Origin of the sequence: Pantoea sp. OXWO6B1 (genome assembly GCF_001641135.1) — a bacterium.
GTDB classification, from domain to species: Bacteria; Pseudomonadota; Gammaproteobacteria; order Enterobacterales; family Enterobacteriaceae; genus Pantoea; species Pantoea allii.
In genome coordinates this window covers 1,183,508-1,206,025 of sequence record NZ_LWLR01000001.1, presented here as the reverse complement: position 1 = coordinate 1,206,025, position 22,518 = coordinate 1,183,508, and the positions used below count along the sequence as shown (strand labels likewise).

General features: G+C 55.3%; 22 protein-coding genes and 1 tRNA gene. 9 read left to right on the top strand and 14 right to left on the bottom strand.

Translation table 11 applies throughout. The annotated features are described in order from the left end of the window. Positions 1 to 68 precede the first annotated feature (68 nt). From A6A26_RS07880 to A6A26_RS07845, 8 genes are all read right to left on the bottom strand, one after another. The gene (locus A6A26_RS07880) at positions 69 to 1,295 is read right to left on the bottom strand and encodes an MFS transporter (RefSeq protein ID WP_063878224.1); all 1,227 of its coding nucleotides are present in this window, start codon (positions 1,293 to 1,295) and stop codon (positions 69 to 71) included. Positions 1,296 to 1,410: 115 nt separating this feature from the next. Next, complete coding sequence (locus A6A26_RS07875) at positions 1,411 to 2,238, bottom strand: universal stress protein (RefSeq protein WP_063878223.1); 828 nt, start codon at positions 2,236 to 2,238, stop codon at positions 1,411 to 1,413. Positions 2,239 to 2,256: 18 nt separating this feature from the next. Next, positions 2,257 to 3,735, bottom strand: a complete 1,479-nt coding sequence (locus A6A26_RS07870; protein WP_082875160.1) for a SulP family inorganic anion transporter — start codon at positions 3,733 to 3,735, stop codon at positions 2,257 to 2,259. Between the two features lie 300 nt (positions 3,736 to 4,035). Then, a complete protein-coding gene (locus A6A26_RS07865) occupies positions 4,036 to 6,360 on the bottom strand; it encodes a phage/plasmid primase, P4 family (protein WP_063878222.1) in 2,325 nt (774 codons plus the stop codon). A gap of 11 nt (positions 6,361 to 6,371) precedes the next feature. After that, positions 6,372 to 6,695 carry a DUF5375 domain-containing protein gene (locus A6A26_RS07860; RefSeq protein WP_063878221.1) on the bottom strand — a complete coding sequence of 108 codons (324 nt, stop codon included), beginning with the start codon at positions 6,693 to 6,695 and terminating at the stop codon, positions 6,372 to 6,374. Beyond that, positions 6,692 to 6,916 carry a hypothetical protein gene (locus tag A6A26_RS07855; protein WP_028723020.1) on the bottom strand — a complete coding sequence of 75 codons (225 nt, stop codon included), beginning with the start codon at positions 6,914 to 6,916 and terminating at the stop codon, positions 6,692 to 6,694. Before A6A26_RS07855 ends, A6A26_RS07860 begins: the two co-directional genes overlap by 4 nt. After that, complete coding sequence (locus A6A26_RS24705) at positions 6,913 to 7,452, bottom strand: host cell division inhibitor Icd-like protein (RefSeq protein ID WP_082875159.1); 540 nt, start codon at positions 7,450 to 7,452, stop codon at positions 6,913 to 6,915. The genes A6A26_RS07855 and A6A26_RS24705 overlap by 4 nt, the downstream gene beginning before the upstream one ends. Positions 7,453 to 7,480: 28 nt before the next feature. Beyond that, entirely contained in the window at positions 7,481 to 7,747 is a 267-nt protein-coding gene (locus A6A26_RS07845) for a helix-turn-helix transcriptional regulator (protein WP_063878219.1), read from the bottom strand. 548 nt (positions 7,748 to 8,295) lie between these two features. Here A6A26_RS07845 and A6A26_RS07840 point away from each other — a divergent pair. From A6A26_RS07840 to A6A26_RS07830, 3 genes are all read left to right on the top strand, one after another. Further along, positions 8,296 to 8,571 carry an ogr/Delta-like zinc finger family protein gene (locus A6A26_RS07840; RefSeq protein WP_063878218.1) on the top strand — a complete coding sequence of 92 codons (276 nt, stop codon included), beginning with the start codon at positions 8,296 to 8,298 and terminating at the stop codon, positions 8,569 to 8,571. Positions 8,572 to 9,005: 434 nt separating this feature from the next. After that, positions 9,006 to 9,407, top strand: a complete 402-nt coding sequence (locus tag A6A26_RS07835; protein WP_063878217.1) for a hypothetical protein — start codon at positions 9,006 to 9,008, stop codon at positions 9,405 to 9,407. Positions 9,408 to 9,409: 2 nt separating this feature from the next. Next, positions 9,410 to 10,477 (top strand): beta family protein, encoded by a 1,068-nt coding sequence (locus A6A26_RS07830; protein ID WP_063878216.1) that lies wholly within the window; start codon positions 9,410 to 9,412, stop codon positions 10,475 to 10,477. A 26-nt stretch (positions 10,478 to 10,503) separates the two neighbouring features. On the opposite strand, the gene A6A26_RS07825 is transcribed toward A6A26_RS07830, so the two are convergent. From A6A26_RS07825 to A6A26_RS07815, 3 genes are all read right to left on the bottom strand, one after another. Beyond that, complete coding sequence (locus A6A26_RS07825) at positions 10,504 to 11,298, bottom strand: sce7726 family protein (RefSeq protein ID WP_063878215.1); 795 nt, start codon at positions 11,296 to 11,298, stop codon at positions 10,504 to 10,506. A gap of 114 nt (positions 11,299 to 11,412) precedes the next feature. After that, entirely contained in the window at positions 11,413 to 12,666 is a 1,254-nt protein-coding gene (locus A6A26_RS07820; RefSeq protein WP_063878214.1) for a tyrosine-type recombinase/integrase, read from the bottom strand. A 163-nt stretch (positions 12,667 to 12,829) separates the two neighbouring features. Then, a tRNA-Leu gene (locus A6A26_RS07815) sits at positions 12,830 to 12,914 on the bottom strand. Positions 12,915 to 13,145: 231 nt separating this feature from the next. On the opposite strand from A6A26_RS07815, the gene A6A26_RS07810 reads away from it, so the two are divergent. The 4 genes from A6A26_RS07810 (at position 13,146) to A6A26_RS07790 (ending at position 16,849) form a co-directional block, all read left to right on the top strand. Next, positions 13,146 to 13,637, top strand: coding sequence for a YjjA family protein (locus A6A26_RS07810; protein WP_063878213.1), 492 nt, complete (start codon positions 13,146 to 13,148; stop codon positions 13,635 to 13,637). Positions 13,638 to 13,819: 182 nt separating this feature from the next. Continuing rightward, positions 13,820 to 14,455 (top strand): hypothetical protein, encoded by a 636-nt coding sequence (locus A6A26_RS07800; RefSeq protein ID WP_063878211.1) that lies wholly within the window; start codon positions 13,820 to 13,822, stop codon positions 14,453 to 14,455. Between the two features lie 12 nt (positions 14,456 to 14,467). Beyond that, positions 14,468 to 15,136, top strand: a complete 669-nt coding sequence (locus tag A6A26_RS07795; protein WP_063878210.1) for a MarC family NAAT transporter — start codon at positions 14,468 to 14,470, stop codon at positions 15,134 to 15,136. Positions 15,137 to 15,280: 144 nt separating this feature from the next. Further along, entirely contained in the window at positions 15,281 to 16,849 is a 1,569-nt protein-coding gene (locus tag A6A26_RS07790) for an ABC transporter substrate-binding protein (RefSeq protein ID WP_063878209.1), read from the top strand. 243 nt (positions 16,850 to 17,092) lie between these two features. Here A6A26_RS07790 and A6A26_RS07785 read toward each other — a convergent pair whose 3' ends face one another. Next, entirely contained in the window at positions 17,093 to 17,587 is a 495-nt protein-coding gene (locus A6A26_RS07785; RefSeq protein ID WP_063878208.1) for a hypothetical protein, read from the bottom strand. Positions 17,588 to 17,833: 246 nt separating this feature from the next. Between A6A26_RS07785 and A6A26_RS07780 the strand changes: the two genes are divergently transcribed. Next, the gene (locus A6A26_RS07780; protein WP_063878207.1) at positions 17,834 to 19,123 is read left to right on the top strand and encodes a DUF445 domain-containing protein; all 1,290 of its coding nucleotides are present in this window, start codon (positions 17,834 to 17,836) and stop codon (positions 19,121 to 19,123) included. 621 nt (positions 19,124 to 19,744) lie between these two features. Here A6A26_RS07780 and A6A26_RS07775 read toward each other — a convergent pair. After that, positions 19,745 to 20,590 carry a BtpA/SgcQ family protein gene (locus A6A26_RS07775; protein ID WP_063878206.1) on the bottom strand — a complete coding sequence of 282 codons (846 nt, stop codon included), beginning with the start codon at positions 20,588 to 20,590 and terminating at the stop codon, positions 19,745 to 19,747. A 29-nt stretch (positions 20,591 to 20,619) separates the two neighbouring features. On the opposite strand from A6A26_RS07775, the gene A6A26_RS07770 reads away from it, so the two are divergent. Beyond that, a complete protein-coding gene (locus tag A6A26_RS07770) occupies positions 20,620 to 21,489 on the top strand; it encodes a ribokinase (RefSeq protein WP_063878205.1) in 870 nt (289 codons plus the stop codon). Between the two features lie 4 nt (positions 21,490 to 21,493). On the opposite strand, the gene A6A26_RS07765 is transcribed toward A6A26_RS07770, so the two are convergent. After that, on the bottom strand, positions 21,494 to 22,444 hold the full coding sequence (locus tag A6A26_RS07765) for an ABC transporter substrate-binding protein (protein WP_063878204.1): 951 nt from the start codon (positions 22,442 to 22,444) through the stop codon (positions 21,494 to 21,496). Positions 22,445 to 22,518 lie beyond the last annotated feature (74 nt).

The window sequence follows — 22,518 nt, the reverse complement described above, 5'->3', positions numbered from 1 at the left end:
ACGACATCCCGGGCCATAATTGCAGGCCGTCTCGCTCAACAGTACTTTCATGCGGGGCGCTTTCTGAATCAGTCAGCCGTCCCGTTCTCATGGCTGATGAGGCTCTGTTTAGCCGTTTTAATCCGGCTTGCTGTCAGACTGGCTGCAATGATGAATATCAGACACATCAACGCCTGCGACCGCACAGAAACATGATGGTCAATCAGGACGCCCATGATGACCGGTGAGGCACCGCTGGCGATAACCGTACCGGCCTCAACGGCCGAACGCACCTTTGCCAGCAGGGCCGGCCCAAAGAGCTGGACCCACAGCGCGGTGGCCAGCGTGGAGGCAATGGCCGACGAGATACCGGTCATGATGAGGTAGAACGGCGTCACCCACAGGCCGTTGCTGAACCACAGTGCAAACATTCCAGCCCCCTGCGGCATCAGAAACCAGGGCAGCAGCCTGCGTGGCGTCAGCCTGTCAATCAACGGGCCGAATGACAGCAGCGAAACTGCCTGAGTCAGGGCATAGGCGATAAACCATGCGGCGACCCATGACAGTGCCCACCCCTTTTCTTCTGCGAGGCGCGCCTGGTGAAAGAAGAAGCCGGTGGTAATAAAGGGCGATGCAAGCACCACCGGCAGGGCCAGCAACAGATTACGGTTTTTCCATATGGAGGGGGCACGGACTTTCCTGTCCCCCCGTTTTCTGAACGTGCGGAGTGGCTTTTCGGCGCGGCGTGGCAGACAGGATATCGCCAGCGCAACGCCCGCGATGAGTATCACCGCGTTGATGAGCCAGGCCGTACGCCATCCCGTCAGGTGACCGACCTGCACGGCCGCCACAGGAAAAAACGCCTGCGCCAGCGACAGGCCCAGTGCGATGGCGCCCAGCGCTTTGCCCGCGTCCAGTGGAAACTGTCGGGCAGTTGCGGTCAGGGCGGTGTGGACCATCAGCCCCTGCCCACCCAGCCTGAGCAGGTAAAAGCCGACGCAGAGCATCCATGCAGTCTGCGCACCTGAAACCAGAAGGCAGGCCACCGTCAGCAGAAAGGTGACGGCCAGCGTAAACTTCCGTGTGGTGGTGTAATCAATCAGCCGTCCAGCCCACGTCAGGGTGAGGGCACTCATCACCGTGCCGGCTGCATAAAGGCCGCCAAGCCCGCCGTCGCTGAGTCCGAAAGCCTGCCGCCAGTCCTGTCCGTAAAGCGACACAAAGTAAGTCTGTCCGAAACTCGACATGGCCATCAGTATGGCGCCAAAGCCGAGATGGCTGCCGTGCTGATGTATAAAGCGAAATAACTGACGCATGATATTCCCTGAGCACGGCTTACGAAGGTAGCGTGCAAAGCCGTTGCTACGGAGCCCCTGTCCGGGTACCGTAACATAATGATGAAAACGGCCCGCGGTCGCAGGCCCCTGTGGTTTAACGCAGCATCAGTAAGGGCTGACGACTCTCAGCCAGCATGGCTGAGGTGTTGCTTCCGATGAAGAACTGACGAAGCCGCGTGTGTGCCCATGCCCCCATCACGATTAAATCAATGGCATTCTCTTCCGCATAAAGGCGCAAAGCATGCGGGACAGAATCGTCTTTGAGTAACCGGGCTTCTGCAGAGATACCTGCCGTCTCAAGAATCAACCGGGCATCAAGAAGTGACGCCTCGTTGCCGTTAACCATCACGACATGGCAGGCCAGGTCGCGCAGAAGCGGACTCAGGGTCAGTCTGGTCAGGTTTTTACGACCTGCCTCACTGCCGTCCCAGGCAAAGAGCACGCGTGAGGGCGCAGTGAACGTTTCCGGCACGACCAGAACGGGTTGCTTCTGCAGACGGATGACGTTTTCAAGGTGACTGCCCACCCGGTGTTCCGTGCCACGACGGCCCATCACCATCAGCCGGACGTCGTCCAGCTCCGTCAGGATTTCATCCAGAACACCGTGCAGCTGCAGCTGGCGCACCGCTGAATGCCCTGCAACCTCCAGCCGCCCGGCGCACCCCGAAAGGATGATATTTCCCTGCGCCCTGAGGAGCCGGTTACGTTCGCCCTCGACCCGGACCAGCTCTTCGGTCAGCAGCTCTTTGCTGTCAATGCCGATGATGCCGCTCAGGTCGGAGACGGCCGGATGGCCGTCTTTTTCCACAACGTGCAGCAGAGTCAGGGGGGCTGAGAGGCCGGCAGCAGCCCAGGCTGCATAATCACAGACCGCCCCGGTTGATGGTGAGCCATCCACGCATCCAATAACGTTATTTTTCATCACTGTCGCTCCTTTCGGTTAGTGTCCGCCCATGAGTTTTTCCACTTCTTCCGGCTTGTCATGTACGCCAAACCGGTCGACGATCGTGCGGGTGGCATCATTCATGCCGCGTATTTCCACCTCTGAGCCCTCGCGCCGGAATTTGATAACGGCTTTATCCAGCGCGCTGACGGAGGTTATGTCCCAGAAGTGAGCGTGGGTGACGTCAATAACCACGCGCTCAGTGGCTTCGCGGAAGTCAAAACAGTTCATGAAACGATTCGCTGAGGCGAAAAAAACCTGCCCGGTTACGGTATAAGTCCGGACGCCGTCCTCAAGGGCTGATTTGACCGTCATAAACCTCGCCACTTTGGTGGCAAAATTCAATGAGGCAATCAGCACGCCGGTCAGCACGCCGAACGCCAGGTTGTCGGTCGCCACCACCACGACCACCGTTGCCAGCATCACCACGCTGGTCGAAAGCGGATGGCGACGCAGATCCGTAATGGAGCGCCAGGAGAAGGTGCCAATCGACACCATAATCATCACCGCAACCAGGGCCGCCATGGGAATCTGTGACACCCAGCTTCGCAGAAAGATGATCAGACACAGCAGCACCACACCGGCAGTGAGGGTGGAAAGTCGCCCGCGGCCGCCGGATTTCACGTTAATCACGGACTGACCAATCATGGCGCAGCCCGCCATGCCACCGATGAACGCCGTGCAGACGTTAGCGATACCCTGCGCTTTGCACTCACGGTTTTTGTCGCTGGGTGTATCCGTCATGTCATCCACGATGGTCGCGGTCATCATTGACTCCAGCAGCCCCACCACGGCGAGGCCGGCAGAGTAAGGCAGGATAATCAGCAGCGCATTCAGGTTCAGCGGAATGTCCGGAATCAGGAACACCGGCAGGCTGTCGGGCAGTTTGCCCATATCACCCACGGTGCGAACGTCCAGATGCAGATACACGGAGACGGCCGTCAGCACCACAATGCAGACCAGCGGCGAGGGCAGGGTTTTATTGAGATACGGAAAAAGGTAGATGATGGCCAGGCCCGCGGCGGTTAACGCATAGACATGCCAGGTGACGTTGGTCAGTTCAGGCAACTGCGCCATGAATATCAGGATGGCGAGCGCGTTAACGAAGCCCGTCACAACCGAGCGCGAAACGAAGCGCATGAGAGCGCCCAGCTTCAGGTAACCGGCGATAAGTTGCAGCAGGCCGGTAAGCACGGTTGCCGCCAGCAGGTACTGCAGGCCGTGGTCTTTGACCAGGGTTATCATCAGCAGCGCCATGGCACCGGTTGCCGAGGAAATCATGGCCGGGCGTCCACCGAAAATGGCCATGACCACGGGAATGCAGAACGCCGAATAGAGGCCGACCTGCGGGTCTACGCCGGCAATGATGGAAAAAGCGATCGCTTCAGGAATAAGCGCGAGCGCGACAACAATACCGGCAAGGACGTCACCACGGACGTTACCCAGCCAGTCCTTACGCGTCGAGGACAGCAGCATAATAATTTCTCAGATTTTGAATAGAGTCAGCCCGTAAGGGCAAAAATTTCAGGTGCGAAAAGTCACATCCGCAGACGGGATGTTTAAGGATGCGCGACTGAGATTACTCAGTGCGACGGGGAGGGTTACGACTCAGGGTGGCGTAAGACGCATGATTTTTAAAATTCTCCTTTACGGCAACAGGTACCTTCAGGACTGAAATAAGCCAGCTTGAACGCATGATGAGCGCCGGCAATGAAACCAGCTCTTATCAGAGCTGGTGCTTAACTATAAACGAATAAGCGATGAGATCAACGTTTGTCATGTCGCATTCGGATCGTCGCACTTCGGCAGCCAGTCGGCGCTGCTTTCGTCCGTCAGGCCGAGGTTGGTCTGCACGCCGGTTTTCGTGCGCCGCTTCAGGTAGGTCCTGCCGTATTCGCGCAGGATGCTCTCCAGGGCCTGGCTGAAGGTCTTCATGCTGAGCGGGTTGCGGTAGCCGTTGGCCTCCATGTACGCCAGATAGGCGTGGTAGAGGTAGCGCTTCGGCTGCAGGGGCCGAATGCTGGCGTTGCCCATGTGCAGGCCGTTCGGCTCGGCGGTCGCGAACAGGTAGCCGCAGAAGTCCACCATCGGGTCGGCGTCGCGCTTGATGCGCATGGCCTCGCCGGAGTTCTGCTGCTGCTGAAGCAGCGCGCGGGCGTCCTGCGGGTTGCTGAAGCGCTGCATCAGCTGGCGCACGATGACGGCCAGCTCCGCCTGTATCTTCTCCTTCAGCTGCGGGTCGCGCTCGTTTGCCGGAATGATTTCCGCGAAGTGCAGGATGACGCGGCGGCGCGACACGCCCCCGCTGCGGTCGGTGAAGCGCATGGGGTTGTTGTTCACGGCCAGAATCACCGCCGGGATGTGCGTGGAGTAGGCATCGCGGTACTTGGGGTCAACGGACACCGCATCGCCGCCGGTAATCGCCTTGATGCCCGCGCCGTCGCCGCTCCACTTCTCCTGGTCGGGCAGGCGGATAAGCGAAAAGCCGATGACCGAGGCGCGCTCGCGCGAGGATTCCAGCGTCTCGATGGTGGCCGACACGGCGTTGTCGGTTCCCGCCAGCATGGTGGCGATTTCCGCCATGATGCTCTTGCCGCTGCCGCCGGGGCCGGTGACCTCCAGAAACAGCTGCCAGTCATAGCGGTTCGCCAGCACCATGAACAGCGCGGCCAGAATCACGTCCCGCTTCTCTGCACTCCGCCCGGCGGCGCGGTCAAGCCACTGCCAGAAGTGCGGCGCGTGGCGCTCCAGCGTTTCGCCGGGCACGGGGCGGGTGTAGTCCACGTCGCTGACCGTGCGCAGCCAGTTCTCGCGCCGGTGCGGGCTGAAGGTGCCGCTGCGGGTGTCCAGCACGCCGTTGCGAAAGCCGATGAGCTGTCGCTGCGGCGCGGCCTGCTGGGGCAGCATCAGCTTCAGCGTGTCCACCACGCCCGCCACCTTGCCCGCCGAGAACGGCGCGCGCAGGCGCTGAAACAGCTTCGCCACGTCGCGCCCGAACTGATTGCCGGAAATCACCTTCCACGCCCCGGCCTCATAGCGGCAGAGGATTTCGCCGCTGGCGTCCACGGCCAGATTGCGCCCGTAGTGCTCGGCGACGCGCTCCGCCTTCTCGCTGGCGCTCATGGCCGTAAACTCGGCCTCGCTCATGGTGTCGAACGGGCTGGCGGCGGGCGAGGCGGAGGCTTCCCGCAGCGCCTGCCGGGTGGCGTCCTCCCCGTGCGCGGTAAAGGCGTCGTTCCAGTCGCCGAACACCGGCGGCAGGGCCACCGTTGCGTTGCAGGCTGCGGCGGCGTATTTCGCCTTACGCTGGCCGTCGCCGTTCAGGTCGCGGTCGGCGGCAATCACCAGCGGCAGCGACGGGTGCTTTTCACGGACGAGGCCGGCCAGGGAAAGGAGGTTCACGGACGACAGGGCAATCCACACCGCATCCCCCGTAAGCGCGTGCACCGTCAGCCCGGTGGCGTAGCCCTCGGTGAGCCAGATGCGTTTCGGCGTGCCCTTACCGCTCAGGACGTGGCAGGCGCCTTTCACCTGGCCGCCCTTAAGCGTGCGCTTGTCACCGGCGGCGTTAATCAGCTGGACGTTGACCAGCGCGCCGTCCGCGTCGTGCAGCGGCACCACAAGGTCGCCGGGGCGGTAGGACGTCAGGGCCACCTTATGCGGCTTCGTGAGCGTCAGGCAGGTCTGCTCCGGCAGCCCCTTACGGGACAGGTAGGCGTTGCCCGTGACCGCTTTTGCGCTGCTCACCAGCTGCTGCGCCAGCGCGGCTGCCGCCGTGCGGGCGGCCTCGTCGTCCGGCTCCGCCGGTGCGGCCTCAGTCACCGGCGGCAGGTTGCCGGTCAGGTCGTTCACGCGCGCGGCGGCCCCGGTCAGGCTGACGCCCAGCGCCTTCTGTACCAGGTCCATGCCGTCACCGGCCCCGCACTGGTTGCAGAACCACGTCCCGCGCCCCTCTTTATCGTCAAAGCGGAAGCGGTCTTTGCCGCCGCACACCGGGCACGCCGTGTGCCGGTTCTTCACCACCTTCACGCCCAGCGCGGGCAGGATGCGGGGCCACTGGCCCCGCGCGGCGCTGGCCGCGTCGGATACGGTCATTTTCATTGTGTTTTCCCTCAGTGCAGCGGCGGCGCGTCGTGGATGCGCCCGCAGAGTTCGTCCATCACCACCTGGCCTAAAAAGCTCAGGCATGGGGCGGCCTTCAGCGGCCCGGCGGTCAGCAGGTCGTCGAACAGCGCGCAGGCAATCTCCAGCCCGCGCGCCCGGCCGTGCTGGCGCAGGTAGAAGCCCTCCAGCTCGGTCTCAATGGCGCGCTCCAGGCGGGCCAGCGTCAGGCCGGAATGTCGCTTTTGTTCGCGGCACAGGGTGAGCCAGGCGCAGGCCACGGCGCGGCGTGACAGTGCGGCGCGCAGCTCAGGGGACAGGGTGCGGGCGTTCATGCGCTCACCTCCCCGTTCATCCAGCCGTCGCGGCAGCGGGTCACCACGTCGTCCAGCTGGCCGGTGATGAGAAACAGCAGCGAGGCCAGCTGTTCGCTGTCGGCAGGCTCCGGCGGGGTGCAGCAGTCGCGCAGGGCCGCCGCGTCGCAGGCCAGACGCCCGGCGTTGCGCAGGTGCTCCAGGCGGGCAAGGTCGTCAAGGGTAATGGTGGCGTGGTTCATGCGCGCACCTCCGTGACCGGCAGGCGGGCGGCAAAGACCAGAACACAGTCGCGGGCCAGCGGCTGGCGGGCGGCGCGTTCGGTGGCGGCGGTAGTAAGAAGCATCTGCACGCGGGCGTAGCGCTCACAGCGGCGCACGGCGGCAAACACAAAGACAAATTCTGAATGCGGGGAATTAAGGACGGTAGCCATAAGGGCAGTCTCCCTGAAGTAGCGGTTATCGCCACCACCGGAGTTCCTACGCTCACTGGTGGTGACCCGGACGGGGGTAGGAATACCGGCCTTCAAGGAAACCGGCCAGCCCGAAGGCTGCCCCGCCCGGGCCACCATTACGAGTACGGCGCAACGGATACAGAACCGTTGCCCGGATAACGGGTGCACTGAGGCTGAGACACAAAAAAAGACGCATGGCGCGTCTGGTGTCGCCTTGAAGTAACTCGGGTTCCTACGCCCGGCTGCCGATTTTGCGACAGCAGAAATACTGTACCAGGGAAGGCCCCCGGCGTGCAAGCCGGGGAAAGCAGGAAAATGCAGCATGACGGACAGTCTCAGCGGTGGGTGAAGGTCATGCCACACGCCCCTGACCACGGGCGGCGATTCGTTCGTTCATCCAGGCGTTCACCTCACTGGCCGCCCACGCGACGTTCTTGCCGCCCAGTGAAATCTGCGCGGGAAAGGCGTCGCGGCTGATGAGGTCGTAAATGGTCGAGCGGGACAGACCGCAGACGTGAATGACCTCCGGCAGGCGCATGAAGCGCTCCTGAACCGGTGGCGCATAAGGGGCTGACGGGGCCGCCGGGGCGGAAGATGGTGCGGTTAAAGCGGTGTGCATGGGCTACCTCTCGTTGATTCCATACAGAGCCGGACGGGTACGTCCGGCCTCGGGCAGCTCTTTATTCTGAGTAAATTTCTTACGGAATCAACAAGTGAAATTTGTCTGGCGGCTCATACACCGGGCGCAACTTTTGTGCGGTTTGCCAGTGTTTGCCTCTGTTTGCCATATATTGACATATAGTGACATTTTGATTTTTTCCAGTAACGAAAAGGGATAGATAAGGGGCTTTATATGGATATTTATTATAAGTGGTGCAGGGTTTTAACCGTCACCGGGGGTGAAGGATGGTGAACAGTGGGTGAAGAATGCTTTTTAAACTGTTCACCCTCTAATTCACTGTATTACTTATCTTTTTCTTTCTGGTGAAGAATAGTGAAGGATTTATATAAAACTAAAAGCTGAGTAGTGGGTTTCGTGAGACCTTTCCCTGGCTGGCCAGAAGAAGGGCTTTTTGTCTGAGTCGTCACACAATGTCATCCGGTGGCACCGCCTGTGCCAGCCCCGGCACAATTGACTGACTGAAAACGACCACACAGGAAAATGAGATGGCCCTGAAATGTCCCGAATGCGGTCAGGTGGCCCATACCCGCACCAGCGCCTATGAGGCTCCGTCCGTCAAGCGCACCTGGTATCAGTGCCAGAACCTCAACTGCTCCTGCACGTTCACTGCGCTGGAGAGCGTCGAGAAAATCATCATGAAGCCCAACAGGCTTGTGGCGGCAGAGCCGGAGCCAGAAAATGATTCGCCGGTGCGCCAGCCGCAGACGCTGGGCCGCTACGGTTCAGCCTGTTCCCGCAAAGACCGGCACGAACAACCCTGAAAGAAAAAATACGGTCAAAAACACCTAATGCCCGGCATATGCCGGGCTCTTTTTATGTCTGTTGCGTGAGTGCATGTCTGTGCTGCATGAAATCGCATGAATTTCCGGCACCTGAAAACGGCAGCAAAGGCCAGAAGCGGTGCGCCCCGGAGCCACTCATGCGGGTGCATGAAAACCACTATATTAAGTGCGCAGGCGTGGCGGGGCTACGAGTGCGCGCAAAGCTCCGAGTTAGTTAATTATTTTTTCAGTTAAGGTGCTTCCAGCCCCCCTGTTATCCATTGAAACATGATGAAGAAAATTTATGACCCTGCTCTGATATTGTCTTTTTTATGGCACTATTCTTAAAAATATGTAATGAATAGCTTGATGTGAGGCGGTTCTTGTCAGTGTCGCAAGATCCTTAAGAATTCGTGGCATGAGAGAGTTAAAGGATGCTGAATCATGTATATGGATTAATTGGTGTTGTTGGTACCATAATCACCATTGCTACTAGCTTCATTCGCAACCAAGATATTTCACAATGGTTACTCGTTTGTTCTGGATGGTTAGCTGCTCTTCTTATTGGATGGTTTACGCACAGAACGATTAAAGCAATTAGTAACAACCACAAGGAGGTAATAGAAAGTAATATGGAGGCAATCAAGAGTCATAATGAGTTTAATAAAAATTTGATAGCAGAAAACAAAGGCTTGATTCAAGAACTTGCAAGAACTTCAGAACAGAAAGAAAAGATGGAAGGTATAGCCGCTTACCTTGCCACTCAGAACCCTCAAATTAACGCTATGCCAAGAACAGCAAGCCGATCAGAAAATACCGACTCGGAGGCTAATTAAATATGAAAATATACTTTGAAAATTACTCTTACTATCCAGCTTTGAGAACCCGGTCAGCAGAAATGACCGGCTTGAGTAATTTATCACATGAAAAAAAGCAAAAAATATTGCCTTTAATTTCTCTGGGGAAATGGCCTCGCTCAGAAGAAATACAAGTATCGTTAGATAAATGCTTAGAAGTTATGAGTAACCTCCCATTCATTTTGGATGTTACAAAGGAGAATTCTCATCATTGCGCTTCAAGCTTCGAACTACTCTCTCCTGAAAATAGCTTTAAAAATTGGATAAAATTTTGCTCCAGAAATGATAATGTTATTCCAGTCGTTCAGATGCCAGACTCAGCAAAACTTAGAGACATATCTATCCAGGCAAGAACCTTAGAAGAAATTAAAGGCTCAATTGCATTTAGAATTAGAAATTTAAATACAGACATCAGTAAAACTCTGACATCTCTTGTGTCGATGAAGTCACCAGAAAATGCCATAATTTTTATTGACCTAGGTTACATTAGAGGTAATATTTCTGCTATAACAGCAGCAGCAGTAAATTCGATTAATCAGATTAGAACTGAGATTCCTGAAGCCATAATTAGTGTGTTAGCAACAAGTTTCCCCAGTTCAGTTGCAAATTTTTGCCTTGAAAATGGACAATCTGGATATATTGATGTTATTGAGAGAGAATTTCATCAGAATATTGGTGGAAGTGATGTCGCTATTTATGGCGATCATGGTTCAATTCATTCAGTAGTGTATGATAATGTAATTGGGCGATATGTTCCTAGAATCGATATAGCGTTAGATGATTCATGGTATTTTGAGCGCCGCCCAGGAATGAATAAAGAAGGATTCATTGAAGCTGCGCAATCAATTTTGGCTAAATATCCTCATTATCAAAAGGAAGACTCTTGGGGGGCAGCAATGATAAAAAATGCTGCAATAGGCGATATAGCAGGCATGGGAAGCCCAGCTAAGTGGATTGCTGTTCGAGTGAATCTACACTTGAACAAGCAAATTGATCTATCTGAGGCTCTACAATTAGGTTTTGATCATGATGAGGATGATCTTATCTAATAAAAGCTAGGGAAGATTAATCTTCCCTAGCTCACAACTCTTTTAAGTACTTTTTCTGGAATATAGGAAATATCTTCTCCATATTTCCTAACTATAGAGTCAATATCAACTTTATGGTATTCATTTAAGGATTCATTCGAACAAGCCTTAAACTCGAACTTAACCAAAGCATCATTCTTTCTTTTGGCCTTACTCAATAAATAAAGATCGTTTATAGATATTTCTTTATTATCATGAAGTCTAGATAAAAATTCATTAGAAGTAGCATGATACCGATTTTTAATAGAGGTAATTACAAATTTCCTAATTTTATTCAAAGTTAATTTAGATGCCAAAACCTCAAGGTGATCCCTATGATGTTTATTAGAAGATTTAACTCCATACTGATTAAGTAGATCTTTAAGTTCAGATTTTAGCAAAAAACCCAAATAAACAAACTTATTTAATCGAGAGCAAACTCGTCCTTTCTGAATTACTTTAAAACGTACACCACTATTATTAGACTGGAATTCCACAACTCCAACATTCGATGAAACCCGCTTAGATACTTCACAGGTGAATTTTGGTGCGCACACAATTGTAACTTTTTCGAAGCTAGAATTGAAAATTGCCAACTGACCATCCAAACGTTTAAGAGAGTCAAAATCACTTTTTATTTCATAGGCTTGCAAGCTCCCATTAGCAATAGCCAAATCAGCTCGTCTACTCCAGTTAGCAACTACCATTTCATTAATTATAGTTGCATCACTAAGCATTCCTTTTTTATATAGCCAATCAATTAAGGCTATTTTTACGTCCTGCTCTCGCAATAATTCAGCCATAATATTAACACTCACTTCAAAATTAATTTAATTATAGCAATAAACAATAAAAAACCCAAACAATATCATTCAAAACAAATTAAAAAACCAACCAATACCTACTATTTAAAAACCTTAGCACTTTGAATATTCATAAGGCGTAATATATTGATTACGGTTCATATCCAAATAATCAGCCCACCACTGCACCATTAATCTTCGTTCATCTAAATGCTCAGAAGTATGAATATAAGCCGCACGTACATTATTACGCTCTGTATGGCTCAACTGACGTTCTATCGCGTCATCGCTCCATAAGCCTGACTCACCCAATGCGCCACGCGCCATCGTCCGAAACCCATGCCCGCAGACCTCGGTTTTTGTATCATATCCCATCGTTCGCAACGCACTATTTACTGTGTTTTCACTCATAACCCTGGTTGCATAGTGATCCCCCGGAAAAAGCAGATCTTTATCACCACTAATCTGCTTTAACTGACCTAACAAAACCATCGCCTGCCGACTGAGAGGAACAATATGCTCCTCTTTCATTTTCATGCCACGATACGAGTAACGCACGCCTTTAATTTCTTCTCGCTTTGCAGGTATACGCCAAAGGGATTTATCGAAGTCGAACTCATCCCAACGAGCGAAACGTAATTCACTGGAACGTACAAAAGTGAGTAAAGAAAGCTCGACCGCGATCCGTGTCATTACACGGCCACGATATGCAGCAAGACGAGCAAGAAACTCAGGGAACCGGCTGGAGGGTAAAGCGGGATAATGTCGCGCTTTGGTTGTCGATAGCGCACCAGCCATATCACTGGCTGGATTTGAGTCGATGTAATCGTTCTGTACTGCATAACGCATAATAGCCGTGACACGCTGCTGAAGTCGCTGCGCAACGTCATGCTTACCACTGGCATCAACTTTTTTAATCGGGACCAATAGGTGACTGGTTTTGAGCTGGCGAATGTCGGACGAGCCGATATAGGGGAATATATATAGCTCAAGATAGCGAAGAACGCGCGCTCTATGGTCTTCACTCCAGCGCTTGTTACTGGCATGCCATTCGCGGGCGATAGTTTCGAAAGTATATGCCCCCGAATTCTCGGCCTGAGATTCTTTCTGTTCAGCTTTTGGATCAATGCCCTGTACTAATAGCTTTTTAGCTTCGTCGCGCTTTGTTCTGGCCTGAGCAAGCGTCACAGTAGGCCAAACACCAAAAGCGAGGCGATCCTCTTTTTTGTCAGAGGGGCGTCTGTATTTCATGCGCCAGTATTTAGAACCCTTGGCCGAAACCTCGAGATACAAACCGCCACCGTCGGCCATTTTATAGGTTTTGTCTTTTGGCTTTGCGGTCTCGACCTGTCTGGCGTTGAGCTTCATTTGGGGGCACATTTCTAATCGAAGTTAAGATGCCCCCAATTATGCCCCCAACGGCATCCGGATTTCAACGGACAACCTCGGACGGCTCAGGACGTAAAAATCGCTGAAATCATTGATTTTTAAGGGATAATTGGACTTTCTCGGATGGTCTTGGAGGTACTAATGGTGCCGAAGGCCGGACTCGAACCGGCACATCTTTCGATGGTTGATTTTGAATCAACTGCGTCTACCGATTTCGCCACTTCGGCACTGAAGAGGATGCGGAAAACGTTGGGGATTATACCGTTACGTGCCCAGCACGCAACCCTATTCCGCTGTGTTGTGCGCTAAGCGGCGAAAAAACACACGGAACCCGGCAAACCCGCCCTTTCACGCTGCCAGAATCCTCCCAAACCGCCTTCCCCTCATCATACCGTCGGAACTTTCTCATCCGCACCGCCTCTTAACAGCATGAAGCATAAAACCAAACCGAGGTCGAAATGAAAAAGCGCCATATCCTCTGCGCCCTGGCAGCCCTGCTGCTGGCGGGCAATGCGTCAGCGGCAAGCTGGCAGGATCAACTCAGCAGCGCCGCCAACCAGCTGAGCCAGCAAAATAACGGTGCATCCGGTCAGCAGAACGGCGGGCTGTCGATGTCCTCCATTACCAGCCTGCTCAACAGCAACGACAAAGCCATGAGCGCCAACAGCATGACCAACGCCGCCGGCGTCATGCAGTACTGCGTGGAGCACAACGTGGTGAAAAATAACGTGCAGTCGGTGAAGGACCAGGTGCTGAGCAAGCTTGGCCTGGATACCACCGCCGCACAGCAGCAGAAACCGGATTACACCCAGGGCGTGGCCGGGCTGCTGAACACCGGCAATGGCCAGCAGCTAAACCTGCAAAGCCTCAGCAACTCCCCGATGGGCGAGAAGCTGAAAACCAAAGCCTGTGACGTGGTGCTGAAACAGGGTAAAAACTTTATCTCCTGACAGCTACCTGCCAGCCCCGTGCTGGCAGGTCGATCGCCTCTTCCGGCACGGCATTCTCCCCGCGCATTACCGCCCTGTTTACCGCATGCATCACCCTGAATCCCAACACCTTTAGCCATAAGTTTCCCTTCTTAATGCGTTGAGCGTTATAGTGATGTTTTGATTTGAACAGGACAGCACGCATGAAAGGTATCAACATCGCCATTTACTTCGATCCAGACCTGATCACAGCCTGCGTTAATGCGTCAGAAGGGAGCTTCGTTAATAAAAAGTTCGAGTACGACGACGGCGTGATCGAAGAGATCTACCAGTGGCTCGAACAGTACGATCCTAACCGCACGCATATCTGTTTGATCGAAAACGAAAGCGCCGAACTGCTGGCCGACGAACTGGTGGATCAGGGCTATCACGTCCACCAGATTACCAGCCACCAAATGCTGACCTGGTTCGCAACCGAACCGCCTTCCTCGCCCGACGGCACGCCGATGCGCGCCATGCTGCGTTATCTGGAGCAGGAACATCCGCGCGAATATGAATCCCGCACGCCGCAGACCGAAGCCCTGATGGAGATGTTCGACGAGCTGGATGCGCTGGAGATGGTGGAAGACAACGAAGACGAAGACAACCTGCCCGCCGACCTGCTTCGCAGCATGAAAAAGCACAAGATCAGCGCCAGCGATGCCGCACAGCGCCTGATCCCGGACGTGAATGAACGTATCCGCGAGCACCTGATGCAGTACCCGGAGCTGATGACGCCGGAGATCCTGCAAGACTTCTTCCCGGAACTGCTGGAAGCGCTGGAACGTCCGAAACATTAAGCGGGTTAAGGTATGCTGGAGTTAATCAAAGCGATCGGGTTGGGCTTAGTGGTGATATTGCCGCTCGCCAACCCGCTTACCACCGTGGCGCTGTTTTTGGGCCTGGCCGGTGAGATGAGTTTTCAGGAGCGCAACCGTCAGGCGCTGCAGGCGAGCATCTATGTGTTCGCCATCATGATGGTAGCCTGGTACGCGGGCAGCGCGGTGTTGCACACCTTCGGCATCTCCATTCCGGGGCTGCGCATCGCGGGCGGGCTGATCGTGGCCTTTATTGGTTTTCGGATGCTGTTTCCGGCGAAGCCGGTGGGCCACTCAGTTGAAGCCAAACACAAGCACGATGAGCTGGAAACCGCGCAGGAACCGGTGAACATCGCCTTTGTGCCGCTGGCGATGCCCAGCACCGCCGGGCCGGGGACGATCGCGATGATCATCTCATCGGCCTCCACGGTGCGCAGCGGGGTGGATTTTCCCGCCTGGGTACTCAACGTGGCCCCGGTGCTGACCTTCCTGGTGGTGAGCGTGATTTTATGGATTTCCCTGCGCAGTTCGGGGGCGATCATGCGCCTGGTGGGCAAAGGCGGCATTGAGGCGATCTCGCGTCTGATGGGCTTCCTGCTGGTGTGCATGGGCGTGCAGTTCATCATCAACGGCGTGCTGGAAGTCATTCACACCTTCCACTGACGGCCTGAGCCGCCCGCGGTTGGGCGGCCTGCCACCTAAGACAAATCGGCTAAGACGAAACTGGCATAGCTCAGAACAAACCGGCATTTTGACCTGCTCTGCCGCGGGTTAAAGTAGGGTTATCAATCATTAAGGATAACCGCTATGCGCAAACCGCTGCTCCTGCTTACCGCCCTTGCTCTCTCCTCTGCCGCCCACGCGGCGACGCCGAAAGATACCTTCGTGGTCGCCGTGCCGCTGGACGGCATTATCAGTTTCGATCCGGCGGAAAGCTTTGAAACCGTCAGCACCGGCAGCCTGCGCAATATCTATCAGACCTTACTCCAGCCGGACAATCAGGACCCGCAAAAACTGTCCCCGCTGGCGGCGCTGCGCTGGCAGCCGGGTAAAACGCCGCACAGCCTGGTGTTTGACCTGAACCCGCAGGCACGCTTTGCCAGCGGCAATCCGTTAACGGCGCAGGATGTGGTGTTCTCTTTAACCCGCGCGGTGAAGCTGAACAAAGCGCCCTCGTTTATCCTGGGGGAATTTGGCTGGACGCCGGAGAATATCGACCAGCAATTCACCATTATTAACGACCATCAGGTGGAGCTGCGCTGGCCGGCAGAGATTGGGCAGGATCTGGCTCTGCATCTGCTGACCGCGTCCGTCTCCTCCATCGTTGACAGCAAGCTGGCGCAGTCGCATGCCGCCAACAACGACTTCGGCAATGGCTGGCTGAAAACCCACTCGGCGGGCAGCGCGGCCTATGCGATCAAACAGTTTGTGCCCCTGCAGGCCCTGGTGCTGGAGGCCAATCCCAACAGCACGCAGAAATCGCACCTGAAACGGGTACTGCTGAAAGGCGTGGCCGATCCGGGCACCCGTCGGCTGTTGATCCAGCAGGGCGATGTGGATGCGGCGTACCAGTTGGGGCCGGATCAGCTTGCTTCGCTGAAAAGCGATCCCAACGTGCACATCGCGGCCTTTCCCTCCAGCCTGATCTACTACCTGGGTTTTAATACCAAAAGCCCGCAGCAGCCTGCGCTGGGTAATCCGGCCTTATGGCAGGCAGCGCGCTGGCTGGTGGACTACGACAGCCTGGCGAATCAGTTGCTGAAAGGGCAATATCGCGTGCACCAGAGCTTCCTGCCGCAGGGTTTTGACGGCGCGCTGGAGACCACACCGTTCCACTACGATGTCGAAAAAGCCAAAGCGATCTTAGCCAAAGGCGGCATTAAGCCCGGCGCGCATATCGCGCTGTCGGTGGTGAATCAGCCGCCTTATATCGATATCGCCCAGGCGCTGCAGTCGAGCTTTGCCAAAGCCGATGTGAATCTGGATATCCAGCCGGTGGCGGAATCGGAGCTGTGGAGCAAAATGCGCAGCCGCAACTTCGAATCCATCTTTACCTACTGGGGCGCGGACTACATCGACCCGAACACCAATGCCAGCACCTTCGCCTATAACGTACCCAACGGCAGCAAAACCCTGGCCTGGCGCGTGGGCTGGGATATTCCGCAACTGAGCGCCCTGACCCGCAAAGCCGCCGGAGAAAGCGATGCCGCACAGCGTCGGGCCGATTATGTGTCCCTGCAACAGCAGTTACAGCAGAACTCGCCTTACGTGGTGATGTTGCAGGGCAAGGTGCAGGTGGCACTGCGCAAAAACGTGACGCACGCGCAACAGGGCATTGGCGTCACGCTGCTGAATTTTGAAGAGGTGGAGAAGTAAATCTGAGGGCGGCGGGCAATCCTGCCTGACGCCTTGCCCATTCTCAGAGCTGACGGCGGCGGGCTTTTAAATATCCGCACGCCCCAGGCCAGTCTGTTGGCAACCCTGCCAGCGGCATTCGTTGTGCGCCTGGGTAAGGATGGCCCAGCGCCTGTTACGGACGCTGGCCGCGCCCTGTGCGGTGCCCTTCTCAGGCGGTCGCCATCGGTAAAAGTCGGTGGCAGCCAGGCCGCCACCTTGCGATTACTTGTGTTTCCAGCTGGTGGACACCGGATTGGTCACGGTGTTCTTTTCCTGCGTGTAAGTGCCGTTCTGCTGGGCAATCGCCTCGCCGGTATCCACAATCGCGTTCTGAATAAACACGTTCTGCTTGTCGCCGCGCACAAAGGTTAACTGGTGGAAGGCGGTTTTATTGCCCCAGTCAGTGGACGGCAGCGAGATAAAGCGCACGGTGAAGGTCTCATCATCAAACTTACCCTGCATCACGTAAACGCCGTAGTGGTTTTCGCCCTGCGAGATGATTTTATAGGTGCCGTTGTCGTAGTAATAAATCTCGGCATCGGGGAAGGGTTTTTTGTCGTACATTTTACGGTAGTGCAGCACCTGCTTGATGGTCGGCTGGCCGAAGCTGACGGTCAGGTTTTTACCATCCGGCGAGGTGGTGAGCCCTTCTGCCTGCGCGGTCACGCCGCTCATTAACATCAACAGACTTGCGGTTGCCGTTGCGATTGCTTTCACGTGATTCTCCTGGTCTGGTTCCATGGATAAGATGCGTCAACGTATTGAGACTGCACCCGAAATGTACCCTGGCGTAACTGTTTATCAGAGTGGTAATTTTCACGGTGATTAGTTTTAGGAACAGTCCGATTCGGGGAGCGTTCGCCGAATAACAGGGTAGGATTCAGTACCATTCTGACCTGTGGCGCACGGGGCGCAGTCGGGCATTTTTCACTTACTTATCAGGCAAACTGCTAAGATCAGGATATGGATAAACAACTCGAACTAAAACGGACGAAACGTCTGGCGCTGTCGCTGCTGCTGCTTGCCGCCGCCACCTTTGTGGTCACCCTGTTTCTGCCGCCCAACTTTTACGTTAGCGGCATCAAAGCCATTGCCGAAGCCGCGATGGTCGGTGCGCTGGCCGACTGGTTTGCGGTGGTCGCGCTGTTTCGGCGCGTGCCGGTGCCCTTTATCGCCCGTCATACGGCGATCATCCCGCGGAATAAAGATCGTATCGGGGAAAATCTTGGTCGCTTCGTGCAGGAAAAGTTTCTGGATACCGATTCGCTGCTGAACCTGATCCGCCGTCACGATCCTTCTCAGATGTTAGCTTCCTGGCTGAGCGCCCCCGGCAATGCGGATCGGATCGGCCGCCATCTGTTACAGGTGATGCGTGGCTTTCTTGATCTGACGGATGACGCCCGGATTCAGCACTTTATCCGTCGGGCAGTGCACAAGGCGATCGATAAAGTCGATCTCAGTCAGAGCGGCGCGCTGATGCTGGAAAGCCTGACCAAAAACAACCGTCATCAGGAACTGCTGGATGCGGCGGTGGATCAGCTGCTGCGCCTGCTACACAAGCCCAGTACCCGGGAGTTTATCGCCAGCCAGCTGGTGCGCTGGCTGAAGCGTGAGCATCCTATCAAAGCCAAAATGTTGCCAACTGAATGGCTGGGCGAGCACAGCGCAGAGCTGGTGGCGAATGCGGTGGATTCCCTGCTGGACGATGTGGCGCTGGATCAGGGCCATGAGCTGCGTCTGGGTTTTAACCGTGCGGTGGATCGTTTGATTGAGAAGCTGAAAAACGATCCCGAAATGGCCGAGCGCGCAGAGGTGATCAAAGGCTGGTTAAAAGACGATCCCACGCTCAACCGCTATATCGGTGAACTCTGGGGCGATCTGCGTAACTGGCTGAAAGCCGATCTGAGCAGCGATGATTCGAAAGTGCAGGACAAAGTCCGTCTGGCGGCGCTGTGGCTGGGTGAAACCCTGGCCGCCGATGAAGGGCTGCGCAGCTCCATGAATCAGCATCTGGAAGACGCCGCCCGCAGCGTCGCGCCTGAGTTTGCCGGCTTTCTGACGCGCCATATCAGCGACACCGTGAAAAGCTGGGATGCCCGTGATATGTCCCGGCAGATCGAACTCAACATCGGTAAAGACCTGCAGTTCATCCGCATCAACGGGACGCTGGTGGGCGGCACCATCGGCCTGATTCTCTACCTGCTGTCGCAGATTCCGGCGGTACTGCCGGTGGTAAAAGTCTGGCTGGCCTGAGTTACAACGGCGCTGTTCCTCTTTTCAACCGCATTGTTAAAGGGAGGTGAATATCACCTCCCTTAGGTGCGGCCTGAACGTGATTTACCTGAAGGTCTTCACGATAATTTCAAGCAGTTGCAGTAGCGCAACCATGAGCTTCAGAAATACGCGTGCGATTTCTATCCATCTCATACGCTGACTCCTGTGGTCAGGAGCACTTTCAGCCTGCGTACCTTTCCGCTGCCTGTGACAGGCTGATCAGGTTGATACTGCATGATGTGCCCCAGGAGGTTAAGGCACTGACGGCACCACCCGTTTCAGCCAGGACTTGTCTGTCATGGAATGCCGCTTTCACAACCCGGTGCGGCCTCAGAGCACATCACTATCAACGTGGAAAAGCATAACAAAATAACTTTATAGACAAAGCGTTAAGACCCGTTATTACGAGCGCTGCCGCATAACGGCTAAGGAAGAACGAACAATAAAACCTCACCCACTTGCGCTATAGCGGATTTGTTCGTATATTTCAAAACGTTGATACTGCATGGTGTGCACCGCACTTAACCGTGCTGATGTAAACAAAAAACCTCGCCTCACCAGCGGGGTTTTTTGTTGTCTGTGGCTGGCGCTAAACGGCGGCTACGCCTTATCCAGCGCCGCCTGCGCCACGGCCATAAAGTGTTTCACCCTTTCCAGATCCACATCGTTCCACCACACACCATCCACCTTGAGCGCGCTGGCCACAATCACGCCCTGGGTGCGGCCCAGAATCTGGCAGACATTGGCTGGCGTCACGCCCGAGCCCACCAGCAGCGGCAAGGCGGTGGCGGCACGAATGTCGTCGATCTCGTCCAGGGTGGCGCTGTCGCCGGTGCGCTGTCCGGTGGCGATCACCGCGTCCGCGTCAAAGAAGTCGACATCGCGCGTCAGCTCCTGGATAGAGCGGTCGGCCACAATCGCATGGCTGCCGTGTTTGACGTGGCTGTCCGCAAACACCCGGATATGCTCGGCGCGCAGCTGGCTGCGATAGCGCAGGGCTTTGGCGGCAGCGCCTTCTATAAAGCCTTCGTTGGCGATGTAGGCGTTGGCCCACTGATTAACCCGGATAAAATCGGCTCCGCCCGCCAGCGCGGTGGCAAAGGCCGGCAGTGCCGCATTGGCTAATACGTTAATCCCCAATGGCACACCGAAACGTTCACGTACTTTTTCCGTGATGACCGCCATCAGGGCGGACGTTTCCGGGCCAATATCCTCGGGTTTTGAAAACGGAATATCGCCGTGGTTTTCAATGATCAGGCCATGAACGCCGCCGCAAATATAATTTTCCGCATCGCGCAGGGCGCGCTCAATTATCGCCTTGACCGGTTTCCCCCGATATTGTGGCGCACCGGGAAACGGGTCACAGTGAATAACGCCAATCACCGCTTTAGGGCGGGAAAATATCGCTTGTATTGCATCATTTTTTCCTGCTGATATAGCAACCATCTTTTCTTCATCCTGTTCAGGGAAACACTATGCGTGTGTATGTGGCCGGAAATATCACTGTCGATGAAACCTGGTCCATTGCCGATATTCCGCTAAAGGGCGCATCCATTCATGGAAATAAAATGTCGCAGGATATCGGCGGCAAAGGCGCGAATCAGGCCATTCTGTTATCCCGCTGCGGCATTGAAACCCATTTAATTGCCGCAACGGGACAAGACAGTAATGGAATATGGATTCGCCAGCAGCTCACGCAGGAGCCGCTTTATTTGCTGCCGGCTGAACCTGTTCACCCCTTTAGCGATACCTCGCTTATTTTAAACAGCGCGGACGGTGACAACGCCATTATTACCAGTACCGGGGCCGCCGAGGCGCTGAGCCTCGACACGATCGTCAGCCATCTGGCGGCGGCTCGCCCAGGCGATATGCTGCTACAACAGGGCAATTTCTCGCCAGAGAAAACCCATGCGCTGTTCCAGCTGGCGAAATCGCGCGGCCTGATCACCGTGTTTAATCCCTCGCCAGTCCATGCCGGATTTAGTGCCTGCTGGCCGCTGGTGGATATTGCCGTGGTGAATCAGCACGAAGCCCGGCAGTTGCAGCCCGAAGCGGTCAAAACGTTAGTGGTTACTCACGGTAGCGCCGGTGCCTGGCTGATTCAGGGCTCCCAGCGTACGTTTTGCCCTGCCCAGCCCGTTCAGGCGCTGGATACCACCGGCGCAGGCGATACCTTTCTTGCGGTGATGCTGGCGTCGGCGCTCATCCGTCAGGTTCAGACAGATAAGTTAGCGCTTACTCATGCCAGCCAGGCCGCCGCCATAACGGTGAGTCGCCGTGGCACGCTAAGCGCCTTCCCCTCCGTCCACGAACTCGCCGCGCTGCTGCGTGCAGGCGGCGAGTAAGCAGTTACTTAAACATCGCGCGATAGCTGTCCACGTTGGCTTTGGTCACGACCGTGGCCGGTACCAGAATGGTTTTAGGTACACTTTTGCCTGCGGTAATCTGGTTCAGCGCCTTCACGGCTTCTTCCCCCATTTTTTTCGGGTCCTGCTGCAACACCGCCGTGACGTAACCGTTATCAATGCCGGTGATAGCTTTTGAGGTCAGATCCCAGCCGAACACCTTGATGTCTTTCTGGCGTCCCTGGTTCTCCACGGCCGCAATCGCCCCCAGTAAGGCCGGTTCGCCGGTGGCATAAATGGCCGTTAAGTCCGGGTTCCCGGTGATCAGGTTCTCAGCCGCCGTCATCGCGTTATCCTGCACGTTCTGACCGTCAACCACATCGGCTACGGTGATGCCAGGATTGCTCTTGATGGTGTCTTCAAAGCCTTTTTGACGTTGGTTTTGGACCGCAGAATTCAGTGCCCCCACAATCCCCAGCCGCGCTTTGCCACCCATATTTTTTGCCACATAGTCGACAAAATATTTACCGATAATCTTACCGCCTTCCAGATTATCCACGCCCACCTGCGCCGCCTGTGGACCAGCCGGTAATACCGCATCAATCGCGATTACCGGAATTTTTGCGGCAGCCGCTTCTTTAATGGCAGGCATGATGCCGTTCACATCAATCGCGTCCACCATAATGCCCTTTACGCCCTGCTGAATATAATTTTCAATGGCGTCGTTTTGCGATACGGGATTATCGTTGGCGTTAAAAATCACTACTTCTTTACCGCTGGCTTTCGCCGCCTCCTGTGCGCCCTTATTCATCTGATTAAAAAACAGGGCCTGCTGGTTAATCTGTACCAGCGCATAAGTCGGTGCTGCGTGAGCCAAAGAAAAAACAGAACCCGCTGCCAGTAAGCCCGTTGCCAGCGCAACAGAACGCAATTTTCTGGTGTTAAATGACATCATCATAAAATTCCTCGTCGGGAATACGCGATAACCAGTCGATCTCCGCATCGAAATGCAGAGGGATTATTGTTGGC